The organism is Burkholderia sp. BCC0044, assembly GCF_902832955.1.
GTDB lineage: Bacteria > Pseudomonadota > Gammaproteobacteria > Burkholderiales > Burkholderiaceae > Burkholderia.
The window spans coordinates 156,753-171,811 of the sequence record NZ_CADFDO010000003.1 but is presented as its reverse complement, the minus strand read 5'-3'; the positions used below and the strand labels follow the sequence as shown (position 1 = coordinate 171,811).

13 protein-coding genes are annotated in these 15,059 nt (G+C 67.2%); 5 read left to right on the top strand and 8 right to left on the bottom strand.

The window, feature by feature from the left end; genetic code table 11:
* Positions 1 to 109: 109 nt before the first annotated feature.
* The 3 genes from argG to HWX14_RS17710 form a co-directional block, all read right to left on the bottom strand.
* Complete coding sequence (gene argG / locus HWX14_RS17720; RefSeq protein WP_175883745.1) at positions 110 to 1,444, bottom strand: argininosuccinate synthase; 1,335 nt, start codon at positions 1,442 to 1,444, stop codon at positions 110 to 112.
* A gap of 318 nt (positions 1,445 to 1,762) precedes the next feature.
* Entirely contained in the window at positions 1,763 to 2,833 is a 1,071-nt protein-coding gene (locus HWX14_RS17715; protein WP_175883744.1) for an FUSC family protein, read from the bottom strand.
* 188 nt (positions 2,834 to 3,021) lie between these two features.
* Complete coding sequence (locus HWX14_RS17710) at positions 3,022 to 4,554, bottom strand: sensor domain-containing diguanylate cyclase (protein WP_175883743.1); 1,533 nt, start codon at positions 4,552 to 4,554, stop codon at positions 3,022 to 3,024.
* Positions 4,555 to 5,139: 585 nt separating this feature from the next.
* Between HWX14_RS17710 and HWX14_RS17705 the strand changes: the two genes are divergently transcribed.
* From HWX14_RS17705 to HWX14_RS17690, 4 genes are all read left to right on the top strand, one after another.
* Entirely contained in the window at positions 5,140 to 6,675 is a 1,536-nt protein-coding gene (locus tag HWX14_RS17705; RefSeq protein ID WP_175883742.1) for an amino acid permease, read from the top strand.
* Between the two features lie 264 nt (positions 6,676 to 6,939).
* Positions 6,940 to 7,185: a DUF3717 domain-containing protein gene (locus tag HWX14_RS17700; protein ID WP_175883741.1), complete on the top strand. Its 246-nt coding sequence runs from the start codon at positions 6,940 to 6,942 to the stop codon at positions 7,183 to 7,185.
* A 193-nt stretch (positions 7,186 to 7,378) separates the two neighbouring features.
* Entirely contained in the window at positions 7,379 to 8,296 is a 918-nt protein-coding gene (locus HWX14_RS17695) for a LysR family transcriptional regulator (RefSeq protein WP_175883740.1), read from the top strand.
* Between the two features lie 115 nt (positions 8,297 to 8,411).
* Positions 8,412 to 9,206: an alpha/beta hydrolase gene (locus tag HWX14_RS17690; protein WP_175883739.1), complete on the top strand. Its 795-nt coding sequence runs from the start codon at positions 8,412 to 8,414 to the stop codon at positions 9,204 to 9,206.
* Between the two features lie 40 nt (positions 9,207 to 9,246).
* Here HWX14_RS17690 and HWX14_RS17685 read toward each other — a convergent pair whose 3' ends face one another.
* Positions 9,247 to 9,600: a hypothetical protein gene (locus tag HWX14_RS17685; RefSeq protein WP_175883738.1), complete on the bottom strand. Its 354-nt coding sequence runs from the start codon at positions 9,598 to 9,600 to the stop codon at positions 9,247 to 9,249.
* A gap of 295 nt (positions 9,601 to 9,895) precedes the next feature.
* Positions 9,896 to 10,516, bottom strand: a complete 621-nt coding sequence (locus HWX14_RS17680) for a TetR/AcrR family transcriptional regulator (RefSeq protein WP_175883737.1) — start codon at positions 10,514 to 10,516, stop codon at positions 9,896 to 9,898.
* Positions 10,517 to 10,611: 95 nt separating this feature from the next.
* On the opposite strand from HWX14_RS17680, the gene HWX14_RS17675 reads away from it, so the two are divergent.
* On the top strand, positions 10,612 to 11,853 hold the full coding sequence (locus tag HWX14_RS17675; RefSeq protein ID WP_175883736.1) for a glycosyltransferase: 1,242 nt from the start codon (positions 10,612 to 10,614) through the stop codon (positions 11,851 to 11,853).
* Between the two features lie 20 nt (positions 11,854 to 11,873).
* On the opposite strand, the gene hutC is transcribed toward HWX14_RS17675, so the two are convergent.
* The 3 genes from hutC to HWX14_RS17660 all read right to left on the bottom strand — a co-directional run bounded on the left by hutC (position 11,874) and on the right by HWX14_RS17660 (position 14,240).
* Positions 11,874 to 12,569, bottom strand: coding sequence for a histidine utilization repressor (gene hutC / locus HWX14_RS17670; protein WP_175883735.1), 696 nt, complete (start codon positions 12,567 to 12,569; stop codon positions 11,874 to 11,876).
* A 180-nt stretch (positions 12,570 to 12,749) separates the two neighbouring features.
* Entirely contained in the window at positions 12,750 to 13,877 is a 1,128-nt protein-coding gene (locus HWX14_RS17665; RefSeq protein WP_175883734.1) for a porin, read from the bottom strand.
* Between the two features lie 132 nt (positions 13,878 to 14,009).
* Positions 14,010 to 14,240, bottom strand: coding sequence for a hypothetical protein (locus tag HWX14_RS17660; protein ID WP_175883733.1), 231 nt, complete (start codon positions 14,238 to 14,240; stop codon positions 14,010 to 14,012).
* Between the last annotated feature and the right edge of the window lie 819 nt (positions 14,241 to 15,059).

The window sequence follows — 15,059 nt, the reverse complement described above, 5'->3', positions numbered from 1 at the left end:
AAAGGCGGGGAGCGGGGAAGCGGCAGGCTGCGTGCGTGATGATGCGCCCCGCGTGCAGCCTGCCCGGCCGTGCCGCATGCGACGATGCGGCGGCGTAGAACGAAGCGACTTACTTGTCGTCGCCCTTGATCTGCGGCAACGCCGACGTCTCGCCCGGCGTCAGCAGCCCGACTTGCGAATACACGCGCAGCTTGTCGCGCGTATCGGTGATGTCGAGGTTGCGCATCGTCAACTGGCCGATCCGGTCGCGTGGCGAGAACGTCGACGCCACCTTCTCCATCGACAGGCGCTCCGGCTGATACGTGAGGTTCGGCGACTTCGTGCTCAGGATCGAGTAGTCGTTGCCGCGGCGCAGTTCGATCTTCACTTCGCCGGTGATCGCGCGGGCGACCCAGCGCTGCGCGGTTTCGCGCAGCATGATCGCCTGCGGGTCGAACCAGCGGCCCTGGTACAGCAGGCGGCCGAGGCGGCGGCCGTTCTCGCGGTACTGCTCGATCGTGTCTTCATTGTGGATGCCGGTGACGAGACGCTCGTACGCGATGTACAGCAGCGCGAGGCCCGGGGCTTCATAGATGCCGCGGCTCTTCGCCTCGATGATCCGGTTCTCGATCTGGTCGCTCATGCCGAGGCCGTGGCGGCCGCCGATGCGGTTCGCTTCCAGCAGCAGCTCGACCTGATCCTTGAACTCGACGCCGTTCAGCGCGACCGGCTGGCCGGCTTCGAAGCGCACCGTGACTTCCTCGGCGGCGATCTTCACGTCGTCGCGCCAGAACGCGACGCCCATGATCGGGTTCACGATCTTGATGCCGCTTTCGAGGCTTTCCAGATCCTTCGCTTCGTGCGTCGCGCCGAGCAGGTTCGAATCGGTCGAATACGCCTTCTCGGCCGACATCTTGTACGCGAAGCCGGCCTGGTTCATGAATTCGGACATTTCGGCGCGGCCGCCGAGCTCGTCGATGAACGTCTGGTCGAGCCACGGCTTGTAGATCTTCAGATCCGGGTTCACGAGCAGGCCGTAGCGGTAGAAGCGCTCGATGTCGTTGCCCTTGTACGTGCTGCCGTCGCCCCAGATGTTGACGCCGTCTTCCTTCATCGCGGCGACGAGCATCGTGCCCGTCACGGCGCGGCCGATCGGCGTCGTGTTGAAGTACGTGACGCCGGCGGTCGTGATGTGGAACGCGCCGCTTTGCAGCGCCGCGATGCCTTCGGCGACGAGCTGCGCGCGGCAGTCGATCAGGCGGGCGCCGGCTGCGCCGTATTCGATCGCGCGTTTCGGGATCGCGTCGTAATCGTCTTCGTCGGGCTGGCCGAGGTTCGCCGTGTATGCGTACGGGACGGCGCCCTTCAGTTTCATCCAGTGCAGCGCGGCGCTGGTGTCCAGGCCGCCGGAGAAGGCGATACCGACCTTCTGGCCGGTCGGGAGGCTTTCGAGAATCGTGCTCATAGGAATTACCGTGGATTGAAGCCGGTGGGATCGTATTTCGCGGAATATGCGAGTATCGGCTGTCCGGGAAGTTGGGGCAAGGGTTGATTTTGGTGCGGAACCGTCGTCGCCCCTGTCGCGGCGGGCCTGACGGGCGGTTAACCGGCTGGAGAACGCGGTGCCGGACGGCGTTGCATCGCCGCCGAAACACGCGTGGGCGAGCCGGGCGCCGGCCGGATTTCCGGGGCCGGATCGGCCGTCAACCCAAGTCGCAGTGGGCAGCGCACCGCTTCGCTGTTCCGAAAGGCATATGAAAGATTTTCAGGTGAAACCGGGGCCTCAGATATTCCACGACCGTGCGGTATCGAGCAGCCGCTCGCGCAACTGATCGACTTCGCCGGCCAGCTTGGCCGTGATCGACACGTAGCCGGACAACTGCGGCGGCGGCGCGTCGTGCGGCGGGTCGACCGGCCGCCGGCGCGGCGCAAGCCGGCTCGGCGTGCCGAACTTGAGCGCGCGGCTCGCGCCGACCAGCGTGTCGCGAATGCGCCGGTTCACGCCCTTCATCTCGACGCGCATGTATTCGCGGGCCGCCACGTCGTCGGCGGCCGGCAGCGCGCTCGACAGGATCTCCAGATACCCGATGCACAGGCGCAGGCTGCGCTGGATCGCCTCGAGCTGCGTCATCGACGTCTCGCATTCCTTCGACACCGACGGCATCAGCGAGCGCAACTGCACGAGCAGCGTGCTGAGCGCGGCCATTTCCTTCAGGTGCGCGTCGTTGCTCACGTGGCGGTCGCCCGCGAGCCGCGCATGCACGGCCGCGCACGCGCGCAGCGCGTCGGCGAGCTTGTAGCGCCACGAATAGGTCGCGTAGAGCGGCAGCGCGAACGAGAACGCCAGCGCGATCGCGATGCCGACCAGCACGTTCACCGCGCGCCACAGGCCGTCGACGATCTCGTTGTCGCCGTGCCCGGCGACGATCACCATCGTGATCGCCGACAGCAGCGCGATGTAGCCGGCCTTGCCGATCGCGTGATACGCGCAGACGCCGCACCCGACGGCCATCAGCAGGTAGATCGCGAATGGCGCGTGCAGGAACGAGTACAGGAGGATCAGCCCGAGCCCCGCCAGCGCGCCGATCGACGTGCCCAGCGCCCGTTCGGCCGCCTTCTTGCGGATGTTGCCGTGGTGCTGCAGCCCGCCGACGACGATCAGCACGGTGATCGTCGACCATTCGCCATGCGGCACGTTCAGCCCCGTGGACAGCGCGATCGACACGAGAATCGCGAGCGCGACGCGCGCCGCATGGATCAGCTTCGCGTGCCGGTAGCGGCGGTACGGGTCGAGCAGCGGGCGAAGCGCGTGGCGGACAAGCGGCGGCAGTCGGGTCGGGAGCGGGGCGGTCATGACGGAGCGGGAGTGGCCGGAACGCGCACGGCGGCGTGCGCGGGCCGGCGCCGCGCCGCATGCGCAGCAGACGTAACGCTAGCCGAACGCGCGTGGGCTGTCCACGGCGGGGCCGCCGGGGCGTGGCCGGGCGGCAGGCGGCCGCATCGGATCATGCGGCACGTCGCACTACATCGCATCACGTCACGTCACGCGTCGGCCGCGCTCGACTGCGCGTCCAGCACGCGGTTGCGGCCGCCGGACTTCGCGCGGTACAGCGCTTCGTCGGCGCGCCGCAGCAGCGTCGCGGCGTTCATCCGGCCGTCGGCGGCGGTGGCCGTGCCGATGCTGGCCGTGACGCGCCCGTACGGGCTCTTCACGTGTTCGATGTCGAGCCCCGCGATCGCGCGCCGGATCCCTTCGGCGACGGTTGCCGCGCCCGGCGCGTCGGTGTCGGGCAGCGTGACGACGAATTCCTCGCCGCCGTAGCGCGCGACGTGGTCGCTGTCGCGGCGCAGGCAGCGCGACAGCGATTGCGCGACCTGGCGCAGCACGTCGTCGCCGGCCGGGTGGCCGTAGTAGTCGTTGAACGCCTTGAAGTGATCGACGTCGACGAACAGGACCGACAACGGACGGCCGCTGCGCGACGCGCGCTGCGCCTCCTTCGCGAGCACCGCGTCGAACGTGCCGCGATTGTCGAGGCCGGTCAGCGAATCGGTGTGCGCGAGCCGGTACAGCTTCGATTCGGCGTCCTGCCGGCGCTTCAGCTCGCGCGACAGCGCGAGCGAGCCCCACGCGATGAACGCCGTGAACAGGCTCATCAGCACGACGGTCCACACCGCGCGGTGGCGCCACGACGCGTAGACGTCGATCTCGGCGGGCGCGACGTCGACGATCAGCGGCAGCCCGGCGAGATGCTTGTAAACATAGATGCGCCGCACGCCGTCGATGGCGCCGACACCGGTCAGCTCGCCGGCGCGGCCGCGCTGCGCGTCGATGAACAGCGGCGAGTCGTGCAGGTCGAGGCCGACCACCCGCGTGTCGTACGGCAGGCGCGACACGAGCGTGCCGTTGTCCTCGACGATCGCCGCGCTGCCGTGCCGGCCGACCGCGATGCCGTCGAGCAGCGCGCGGAAGTAGTCGATGCTGAGCGTGCCGACGACGATCCCGCCGAACGTGCCGTCGGGCCGGTTGATCCGGCGGCTCAGCGCGATCGTCAGCGCGCCGCCGCGCAGCCGCGACGCGTATGGCCGGCTGATGTAGAGGCCGGGGGCGAGCCGGTCGCGATGCACGGCGAAATAGTCGCGGTCGGCGAAATTGCCTTGCCGCGCGGGCGAATCGGTCGAATCGATCGTGATATTGCCGTGCGCATCCATCACGAAAATCGAGCCGAGATAGGCGCCGGTCGCCGCGCGGTCGAACAGCAGCCGGTGGCGCTGGCGCGGCGGCAAGGTCGTCAGTTCCGGATCGGCGATGCCGTCGACGACGTTTTGCAGCGACAAATCGTAGAGTTCGATATTGCGCGCGATATCGCGTTCGATCAGCAGCATCAGGTTGCGCGCATTTTCGACCGCATGGTCATACGCGTCGCGCCGTGCCTCGATTAATAGCGACGTGGAAAGTCCCCAACTGAACATCAGCAGGACGATGCCCGCCACGAGTACGCCGCGGGGCGACAGAATGCGTGCCACGATCGACGCGGTATGGCGGCGCAACGTGGCGGGCAGCGGGAATGACTTCATCCTCGGGGGGGGGCGGGCGGCGGCTACTCGCGTCGTTGGCGGTTCCGCGCGCTGATTATTTCGAATTAAGCGCCATTATCCCGCGAAATCCTGAAATTCGCGTGCACATGCAAAACATGCATGCGGAGACGGTGATTCGAAACGGTTACGCATCATTACCCCATTGCGTGCGGGCCACTTGATTTGAATCAATGGGCAGTGTCGCTCTTATTGTCTGATTAATCGCATAATCATCAGTCGATTTTGCGTATCGACGCGGTATTTGGCGGATCGGGACAGGATTGCGGGCTGACCGGGACAAATGAAAATCGAATGATCCGGCGGTAGTCGTGTTTTTGCCACAGCGGGCGGCGGTCGTCTCGGCCCGATGCCAACCCGTTGATTCCGCGAATTCTCCGGCGTGGCGGCGGGCGGCCCGACCCGCGCTGTCCCCCTATCGAATCAGGTAGAATCCGCGCTTCGCCGCAGGCGCCCGCCGCGCAACGCGTATCGGGGCCGCATCGAATGCATCGCAGGACGCGCACCGCGCTCCGATTCCGCATGCGCCGGCTACGGATGCCGGCCCGCTCAACGTTCGTCTCGTTTATGTCCGCAATTCCGAATTCCGACCCACCCGGTTCGTCCGCGAACCCACCCAAGCTTCATCGCGCGCTGAAGGCGCGCCACCTGACGATGATCGCCATCGGCGGCTCGATCGGCACGGGCCTGTTCGTCGCGTCCGGCGCATCGATCTCGCAGGCCGGCCCCGGCGGCGCGATGGTCGCGTACATGCTGATCGGCCTGATGGTCTATTTCCTGATGACGAGCCTCGGCGAGATGGCCGCGTTCATGCCGGTGTCGGGCTCGTTCGCGACCTACGGCGCGAAATACGTGGACGAAGGCTTCGGCTTCGCGCTCGGCTGGAACTACTGGTACAACTGGGCGGTGACGATCGCGGTGGAGCTCGTCGCCGCGCAGCTCGTGATGCACTACTGGTTCCCGGACGTGCCGGGCGTGTGGTGGAGCGCGGCGTTCCTCGCCGTGATGTTCCTGCTCAATGCGCTCACCGTGCGCGGTTTCGGCGAAGCCGAATACTGGTTCGCGCTGATCAAGGTCGTCACCGTGGTCGCGTTCATCGGCGTCGGGCTGCTGATGATCTTCGGCATTCTGAAGGGCGCGCCGGCCAACGGCTGGGGCAACCTGACGATCGGCGACGCGCCGTTCGCGGGCGGGCTGCCGGCGCTGATGGGCGTCGCGATGATCGCGGGCTTCTCGTTCCAGGGCACCGAACTGATCGGCGTCGCGGCCGGCGAATCGGAAAACCCGCGCACGACGATCCCGCGCGCGGTGCGTCAGGTGTTCTGGCGCATTCTGCTGTTCTACGTGTTCGCGATCTTCGTGATCGGCGTGCTGATTCCGTACACCGACCCGAACCTGCTGAAGACGGACGTGACCGACATCGGCGTGAGCCCGTTCACGCTCGTGTTCCGCCACGCGGGCCTCGCGTTCGCGGCCGGCGTGATGAACGCGGTGATCCTGACGGCCGTGCTGTCGGCCGGCAACTCGGGCATGTACGCGTCGACGCGGATGCTCTACAACCTCGCCACCGAAGGCCGCGCGCCGAAGATGTTCGCGAAGCTGTCGCCCGGCGGCGTGCCGCGCAACGCGCTGTACGCGACCACCGCCGTCGGCGCGCTGTGCTTCTTCACGTCGCTGTACGGCGACAAGACCGTCTACCTGTGGCTGCTGAATACGTCGGGGATGACGGGCTTCATCGCGTGGCTCGGCATCGCGGTCAGCCACTACCGGTTCCGCAAGGGCTACGTGAAGCAGGGGTATTCGCTCGACCAGTTGCCGTACCAGTCGAAGTGGTTCCCGTTCGGCCCGCTGTTCGCGTTCGTGCTGTGCCTCGTGATCGCGCTCGGCCAGGATTACCAGGCGTTTCTCGCGAACCGGATCGACTGGGCCGGCGTGACCGCGACCTATGTCGGCATTCCGCTGTTCGTCGTCGTGTGGCTCGGCTTCCGGTTCCTGAAGAAGAGCCGGTTCGTGCGCTACGAGGACATGGAGATCGCGCCGTGGATCGCCGCGAGCCGCGGCGCGCAGCGGCAGCCGGTGACGAACCGCGAAACCGCGGGCTGACGCCGGCGCGGCAGGCGGCCGCGCGACGGACGACGAAACGGGAAGCCAGTGCGCTTCCCGTTTTTTTTGCCCGGCTTTTGCCTGCGCGGGGTCAAAGCCGGTTATATTGCCCGACCCTACCGGGCCACGGCCCGGCCGGCGCGACAGGCGCAGCACGGATCGGCATCCGGCGCGCGCGGCGCGCGGCGGCCGGCGAGACGCCCGGCGTTTTCATCGCTCCAGCCGGCCGGCACGGCCCGCGGAGCGCGCAACCCAGAGGAATTCATGAGCGCATCACCCGCCGAGCGGAAGGCCGGACCCGTTTCCATCGTGCGAATCGAAGCCGCGATCAATGCGTGGCGCGAAGTGTACCCGCCGGCGCCGGACGGCGAGGACGGCTACGCGCTCGACGCCGGCAGCAACTGCCTGGCCGAGCTGTACGGCACGATGATCTGCTATCAGTGGCCCGACGTGCCGCTCGACTCGCTGAGCGACGAGCAGCGCGATGCGCTGTATGCGACCGAGGCGTGATGCGCGGTGGCGACGCTGCCGCAAGGCGGCGCTGACACGACGGGAAGCTTGCGGGCTTCCCGTTTTGCTTTGGACGGCGCGTCGTGGCGCACAGCGGCAGCGGCGCATGTCGCGGTCGGCCCCGCCTGCGGTATCGTGACGACATCATCCGGCCGCGGTTGCGCGCCGGACTGCTCGCCGGGAGGCATCGAACATGGAGTTGAGACACCTCCGCTACTTCGTCGCGGTGGCCGAAGAGCGGAATTTCACGCGGGCGGCGGAACGGCTGCATATCGCGCAGCCGCCGCTGAGCCGGCAAATTCAGCAGCTCGAGGAAGCGCTCGGCGTGCCGCTGTTCGAGCGCACCGCGCGGCCGCTGAAGCTGACCGATGCCGGGCGCTTCTTCTATTCGCATGCGGTGCAGTTGCTCGCGCAGACCACCGAACTCGAATCGATGACGAAGCGGGTCGGCAAGATCGAGCGCAGCATGTCGGTCGGTTTCGTCGGCTCGACGCTGTACGGGATGCTGCCGAAGATCATCCGGCGCTTTCGCAGCGAATATCCGACCGTCGAGCTGAGCCTGCACGAGATGTCGACGATGGACCAGATCAAGGCGCTGAAGGAAGGGCGCATCGACGTCGGGTTCGGGCGCATCCGCCACGAGGATCCGAGCGTGCGGCGCGTCGTGCTGCGCGAGGAGCGGATGATCGTCGCGCTGCCGGTCGGCCACGTGCTCGACAGCGCGAAGCCGGTGCTGTCGCTGCACGATCTCGTCAACGACACGCTGATCATCTTTCCGAAGGCGCCGCGCCCGAGCTACGCGGACCAGGTGCTCGCGGCCTTCCACGATCGCGCGCTGCAGCCGCGCAAGATCTACGAGACGCGCGAGCTGCAGATCGCGCTCGGCCTCGTCGCGATGGGCGAGGGTGTGTCGGTCGTGCCGCAGAGCGTGTACGGGCTCAAGCGCGACGACATCAGCTACAAGCCGCTCGACGATCCGAACCTCGTGTCGCCGATCATCATGAGCATGCGCATGCTCGACGAATCGGAGGACATCCGCGCGATGCAGGCGCTGATCTACCGGCTGTACGACGAAGCGCAGATGGAGTATCTGCCGCCGCAGCCCGAATGAACGCGCGGGCAAAAGGGGCTTGGGCTTGCTTGACGCCGCGCGCGCCGGCAGGCCACCATGCCCGGATTCGATGCGGCCGCCGACGCGCGGCCGCTTTCATGCAGACGACCGACACATGACCGATATCGAGATCGAGGAGACGACCGTCGAGACGCCGCAAGGGCGCCTTTTTGCGAAACGCTGGCATGCGGGGCCGGCGCGGCAGGCGGCGCCGATCGTGCTGCTGCACGATTCGCTCGGCTGCGTCGACCTGTGGCGCGACTTCCCCGCGCAGCTCGCCCGCGCGACGCAACGCGACGTGATCGCATACGACCGTCTTGGTTTCGGCCGTTCGGACCGTCATCCGGGCCAGCTCGGCACGACCTTCGTGCGCGATGAGGCGGATCAGGCGTTCGCCGCGGTACTGGCGCAGCTCGGCGTCGATACGTTCGTCGCATTCGGGCACAGCGTCGGCGGCGGGATGGCGGTCGGCTGTGCGGCCGCGCATCCGGCGCGTTGCCGCGCGCTCGTGACGGTCGCCGCGCAGGCGTTCGTCGAGGATCGCACGCTGGCCGGCATTCGCGACGCGGGGCGGCAGTTCGACGAACCGGGGCAACTCGACCGGCTCGCGCGCTATCACGGCGACAAGGCCGAATGGGTGCTGCGCGCGTGGGTCGACACGTGGCTGTCGCCGGCGTTTCGCGACTGGAATCTCGACGACGACTTGCCGCGCGTGCAGTGCGCGACGCTCGCGATTCACGGCGAAGACGACGAATACGGGTCCGATGTGCATCCGAAGCGGATCGCCGCGCGCGTCGCGGGGCCGTCGTCGTTCCTGTTGCTCGCCGGCTGCGGACACATGCCGCACCGCGAGCGGACGGACGACGTGCTGGCCGCCGTCGCGACGTTGCTGCGCGACGCGCGCCCCTGAGCGCGCTCGCCATCGCCAGCGGGCGGACGCCCGCTGGCCGTCAGAACGAAAGCTGGATCCCGAGATCGATCGCCAGCAGCACGATCGACAGACCGATGCCGAGAATCACGTTCGGCAAGCGGTGCTCGAAATCGCGATGATCCTTGCGCATCGCCGCGCCGAGCAGGAAGATCGCCTCGACGACGATCTGCAGCCCGACGAACAGCAGCATCAGCAGATACTCGTAGCCCATCTGCTTGAACGCGACGAACTGCATCCCGTGATCGCGGATCCACTGGCCGACGCGCAGCAGTTCGTAGATGAACAGCAACGCGGGGAACAGATAACTGATGAAGTAGGTCGGCGCGGTGGCGTGCCGTAGTTCGAGGTGGAAGTGCTGATGCGTGGTGGCCATCACAACCCTCCTTGCAACGCATGATTGCGGTCGCGACGGCGGCGCGGTCAGGTGCCAACTACGGGATTGCCCGATGCACCACGCGCAGCCGTACCGCATCAGCATACTGCTGCGCAGGAAATTTGGCATGCGAAGTGTGTGTTCGTTGTAACAATGTGTGTGCGACGTGCGATGCGGTCACTGCGTCCCACGGCCGGTTGCGCTGCTGCATTGCCCGGCTACGCGACGTTCTTCGGGGCGCTTGCGAGTCGGTGGTTGGGCGCCGCAGCACCCATGATGCAAGGGCCTGCATGCGTCACCGTTTGGCTTCCGCGCCCTCGATGAACAGCTTCGCGACCGACTGAAACTCCCGTTTCAGCGACAGCCCCGGCACGGTCAGCCAGCGCAGCATCGCCGCGAGATACAGGTGATGGAACCACGTCGCGAGCTGATCGGCCCGCAGCGCGGCGTTCAGTTCGCCGGCCTGCTGGCCGGCTGCGATCAGTTGCCGCCACACCAGTGCGATATCGCTGCCGTTCTCTCCCGCACGCTCCGGTTCGGCTGCGCCGATGCTCAGGAAGCGGTGCCGCAGGTACGCGAGCAAATACACCGGATGTTGTTCGCACCACGCGGCCGACGCGTCGAGCACGCAGCCGATGCGTGATGCAAAGGTCTTGCGCCGTGCGACGTCGTGCTGCAGATGCGCGAGATCGCGCGCGAGTTCGCCTTCCAGCCAGTGCGCGAGCACGGCTTCCTTCGTCGGAAAGTGGTTGTACAGCGTGCGCTTCGCGACGTCGGCCTGCGCGGCGATCTGCTCCATCGTGACGGCATCGTAGCCGTGCGCATCGAACAGGCGCGCGCCGGTCGCGGCGAGATGCGCGAGCATCTGGATGCGCTTGCGCGCGCGGCGGCCCGGATCGTCGGTCGGAATCGTCATGGCAGGGCGGTTGACTGAAAGTGTACGAATTGCATTAGTATACGACGTGCACTTTTTTGAAACCATCCTTTCCCGCCGTGCACGAGGAGCCCCGCATGAAACTCGTCATCGCCACCTACGGCACCGAAGGCGACACGCGCCCGCTCGCGGCGCTCGGCCGCGCGCTGACCGATGCCGGCCACGACGTCCGGTTGCTGGCCGACGCGGCGACGCTCGGGGCGGCCGCCGCGCTCGGCATGCCGTCGGCGCCGCTGTCCGGCGAGATCCGTCGCGCGATTGCGCCGGAAGGCGTGTTGGCCGATGCGGTGCGCGGGCGCGGCGGTTTCACCGATACGTCGAAGGCGCTCGCGGCGATCGCGAATGCGAACACGGCCGCATGGATGCGCGAAGTCACGGACGCGTCGGCCGGGTGCGACGCGATCCTCGTGTCGGGGCTCGCGTCGTTCGTCGGGTTGTCGATCGCCGAGTATCGACGCATACCGGCGATCGGCACGGGCATGATTCCGATCACGCCGACCGCCGAATTCGCGTCGCCGTTCCTGCCGCCGGGGAAGGTGCCGCGCTGGCTGAATCGCGCGAGCCATCGGTTCGTGAATGCGTTGCTGTGGCAGGCGTTCAGGAAGTCGACGAATGCCGCGCGGGCCAGCGTATGCGGATTGCCGCCGCGCAAGCACGTGTGGACCGATCATCCGATGCTGTACGGCGTGTCGCCCGCGCTGCTGTCCGGCCCGGCCGACTGGCCGGCGAACGTGCAGGCCTGCGGCCAGTGGCGGATCGATGCGCGTGCGTGGGCGCCGCCGCCCGAACTCGCGGCGTTTCTCGACGCGGGCGAGCCGCCTGTGTACATCGGTTTCGGCAGCATGGCCGGCTTCGATCGCGCGGCGATGGCCGCGGCGCTGACGCAGGCGCTGGCCGGCCGGCGCGCACTGTTCTATCCGGGCTGGAGCGGTATCGATGCGTCGCTGCTGCCCGCGCACGTTCGCGTGATCGGCGACACGCCGCACGACTGGCTGTTCCCGCGCGTCGCGATGGCGGTGCATCACGGCGGCTCGGGCACCGCGCATTCGGCCGCGCGGGCCGGTATTCCGTCGGTGGTCGCGCCGTTCGCGGGCGATCAGTTCTTCTGGGCGAACCGGCTGCAACGGCTCGGTGTCGCGGATGCACCGGTCGCGGGGCAGCGTATGGACGCCGTCGCGCTGGCGCGGGCCATTGCGTTTGCCGAACGGGGCGAGACGAAGGCGCGTGCGACAGAACTCGGTGCGCGCCTCGCGCAGGAGGATGGCTTGAAGCAGGCCGTCGGTGCGATCGAACGATGGGTACGACCGCGCGCGAGGTGAGCCCGCGCATCGGCATCGGATCAGAAATGCCCGGTGAACCGGTAGCGGCTGCCCGGATGCCACAGGTTCGCGACCGACGCGACCAACCCCTGCGACCACGTGCGCCGATGCAGCAGCAGGCACGGCTCGCGATCGTCCATCGCCAGGTGGCGGCGCGTGTCGGCATCGGGTATCGCGGCCTCGATCCGGTATTCGACGCGCTGCAGCGGCGCGACGCGCGTCAGGTACTGGTTCGGCGTCGTCGTCGTGAAGTCCTGCAGCGCGTATTCGGGCGCGCAGGCCGGGTTGACCCAGCGTTCTTCCAGTTGCACCGGCGTGTCGTTCTCGAAGTGCAGCACGCGCGAATGGAAGATCGGGCTGCCGGTGTCGAGCTGCAGTTCGTCGGCGAGCTTCGCATCGGCGACGGCCGCGCCGACCAGCAGCACCTGCGCGCGATAGCCGTGGCCGCGCGCGGCGACTTCGTCGGAGATGCTGCGGATCGCGACGAGCGTCGATTCGTATTTCGGCGACGCGACGTACGTGCCGGAGCCGCGCGTGCGCGTGAGCACCTGTTCGGCCGTCAGCTCGCGCAGCGCGCGGTTGACGGTCATCCGCGCGACGTTGAATTCGCGCGCGAGCTCGTTCTCCGACGGCACCTGGTCGCCTTCCGCCCATTCGCCGGCATGAATGCGCGCGAGGATGAAGTCCTTGATTTCCTGATAGATCGGTGTGGTCATGGGATCACGATTCAGAGTCGGCAGCGGGTCGCCGCCGAATGCCGATCCGGCGCACGCCCGGCGCCGAGTGTACCGGTTTCGCGGGCGCGCCGGCCCGGATTCCCCGAATGATCTCTGTTCGGCCGGCGCGCGTCCATGCGGGATTGCACAGAGCGTGCCGGCCTTCGACGGCTCGCGCGGTCAGAACCGATGGCGGATGCCGACCGTGGCGACCACCTGCGTGCGGGTCGACGAAGCCGCGAGCCCCGTGACGTTCGCGAAGCCGAGCGTCGCGCCCGACGGCACGCCGAACGCGTGCTGGTACACGGTTTCCGCATACACGTCGGTGCGCTTGCTCAGCGCGTAGTCGGCCATCAGCGTCGCCTGGTGCCACTTCGGCCGGTGGCTGCCGGTTGCGTCGTCGTAGCGGCCGTCGGTGAACGTATAGGCGAGCGCGAACGAAACCGCCGGCGTCAGCGCATAGCGTGCGTTGAGTTCGTAGTTGTCGAAGCGCAGCGCGTTCAGCGCGCCGGGCAGCGACGATGCGGCCGTCTCGTCGAACATCGCATGCGTCCACAACGCGCCGATCGTCAGCCGGTCGAACGCATAGCTGCCGCCGGCGCCCATCACGCGCTGCCTCACGGCCGGGAAGTTCGGCGCGTCGTTCGTCGACAGTGCGCCGCCCGTCGTCAAGCCGCCGCGATTGAGTTGCAGGTACGCGGCGCCGAGGCTGACCGGCCCGTTCGCATACGACACGCCCGCGCTGTATGCGCGATTGTTCGCGAAGCCGCCGGCTGCGTTGCTGAACCCGTACAGGCCGCCGAACTGCCAGCCGGCGAGCGTCGGGCTCGTGTATTTCACCGCGTTGTCGATGTAGAACGAATCGTCGAGGTTGTCGTTGTCGAACGGATGCGACGCGAGGTTGTTCCCGTCGCCGTTGTTCGCCAGCGCGAGCGGGCCGAGATAGTCGACCACGGCGTCGTACTGGCGGCCGAGCGTCAGCGTGCCGTACCGGTCGCTCTGCAGGCCGACGTACGCGCGGCGGCCGAACAGCGTGTTTCGATAGGACTGCGTGCCGTTGTTCAGATTGAAGCCGCTTTCGAGTCGGAACAGCGCATGCAGGCCATCGCCGAGATCCTCGTTGCCGTTCAGCCCGAAGACCGTGTTCGACAGCAGGCCGCTGCCTTGCTGCCACGCGCTTTTGCCCGACTGGTTGTTCGTATAGGCGATGCCGGCATCCAGCATCCCGTAGAGCGTGACGCTGCTTTGCGCATGCGCGGCGGCGCCGATGAATGCGAATGACAGGGTACCGACGACTGCTTTTTTCATTGCATGTATTTCCTGGAAAGGCCCGTTGCGACGGGAACGACGATCCGTCGCGCGTGTTCGTGGGAAGACGCGCGAGCGAATCGATGAAAGGGGGAGCGCGTGATGCGTGTCACGCGTGGCGGCGAACGCCGGCTAGTGCTGCAACAGGCGGATCGTGCCGAACTCGGCGGCCGGCAGCACGCGCAGGATCGACAGGATCGCGGGCGACGCCTGCGACCGCGCGACTTCGAGTTCGATGCATGCGCACCCGGTGTGGTTGTCGATCGCGGCCGTGTAGCAGTTGAGCGCGGCGCCGACGGCCTGATGCAGCTGGCGCCGCACGGCCGCGAGGTTGTCCGATTCGACGCGGATCGATAGCAGCACGAGTGTGTCCGCGGGAGAATGGCGCCGCGAACGAGCGGGCGGCAGGTCGCGTGAAGTACCGGAATCGGTTCTGGTCGGTTTCATATGCTCATCCCCGGTCGCGTCGTACTCCGCACCGCGGAGATCTCGTCTTGGACATGGCCCCATTCTAGAAATCGCTGTGGCGAGACGGTGTATAGACTCGCCGCGCGCCTGCAAAGGATGCGTAAACAACGTGCCGGGCCGCACCGCGCCGGCGATCAAGGGCTCGGGGGCATGACGAGCGCGCGGCGGCAACGCTGTCGTTGGATGACGGGCTAGCGGGTGAGGAAAAAGCCGCTGCGGCTAGCGAAGTCTAGACAGCGCCCGCGCATCGTTCGGCCGCTTCTTTGCACCGCAAGAAGGCCATCATTCATCCTTGCGTAAACCGTAATTAATTGAAAATTAAGGAAAATCATGCTCGCGGATGCTAATCCACCGACAATTAGAGATAAACACGGATTGCTGGCCCTCTCCCTGAAAGGCAAAGTTGTATGTACAACTTGGGGCGTCGCCGGAACGGGCGATTTCCCGGTTGGCAGGGTTCACGTCGGGCAGCCCGACCGGAACCCGCCCCAGTTCGCCTCTGACAGGAACGCCATGAAGAAACTCGCGCTCGGTATTGCCCTCGCTTGCATCGCGGTCAGTGCGCACGCCAAGGATGGGTCGACGATTCGCTTCGGCGTCGACGGCGGCTAGCCGCCCGTGCGGCGCGCATCGATCGCGGCGCACGCCACACCCTTCGCGTGACGCGTCCGGCTTGATGAGCCGGCAGCATCACGTCGTGCGCAGAACTCGTTT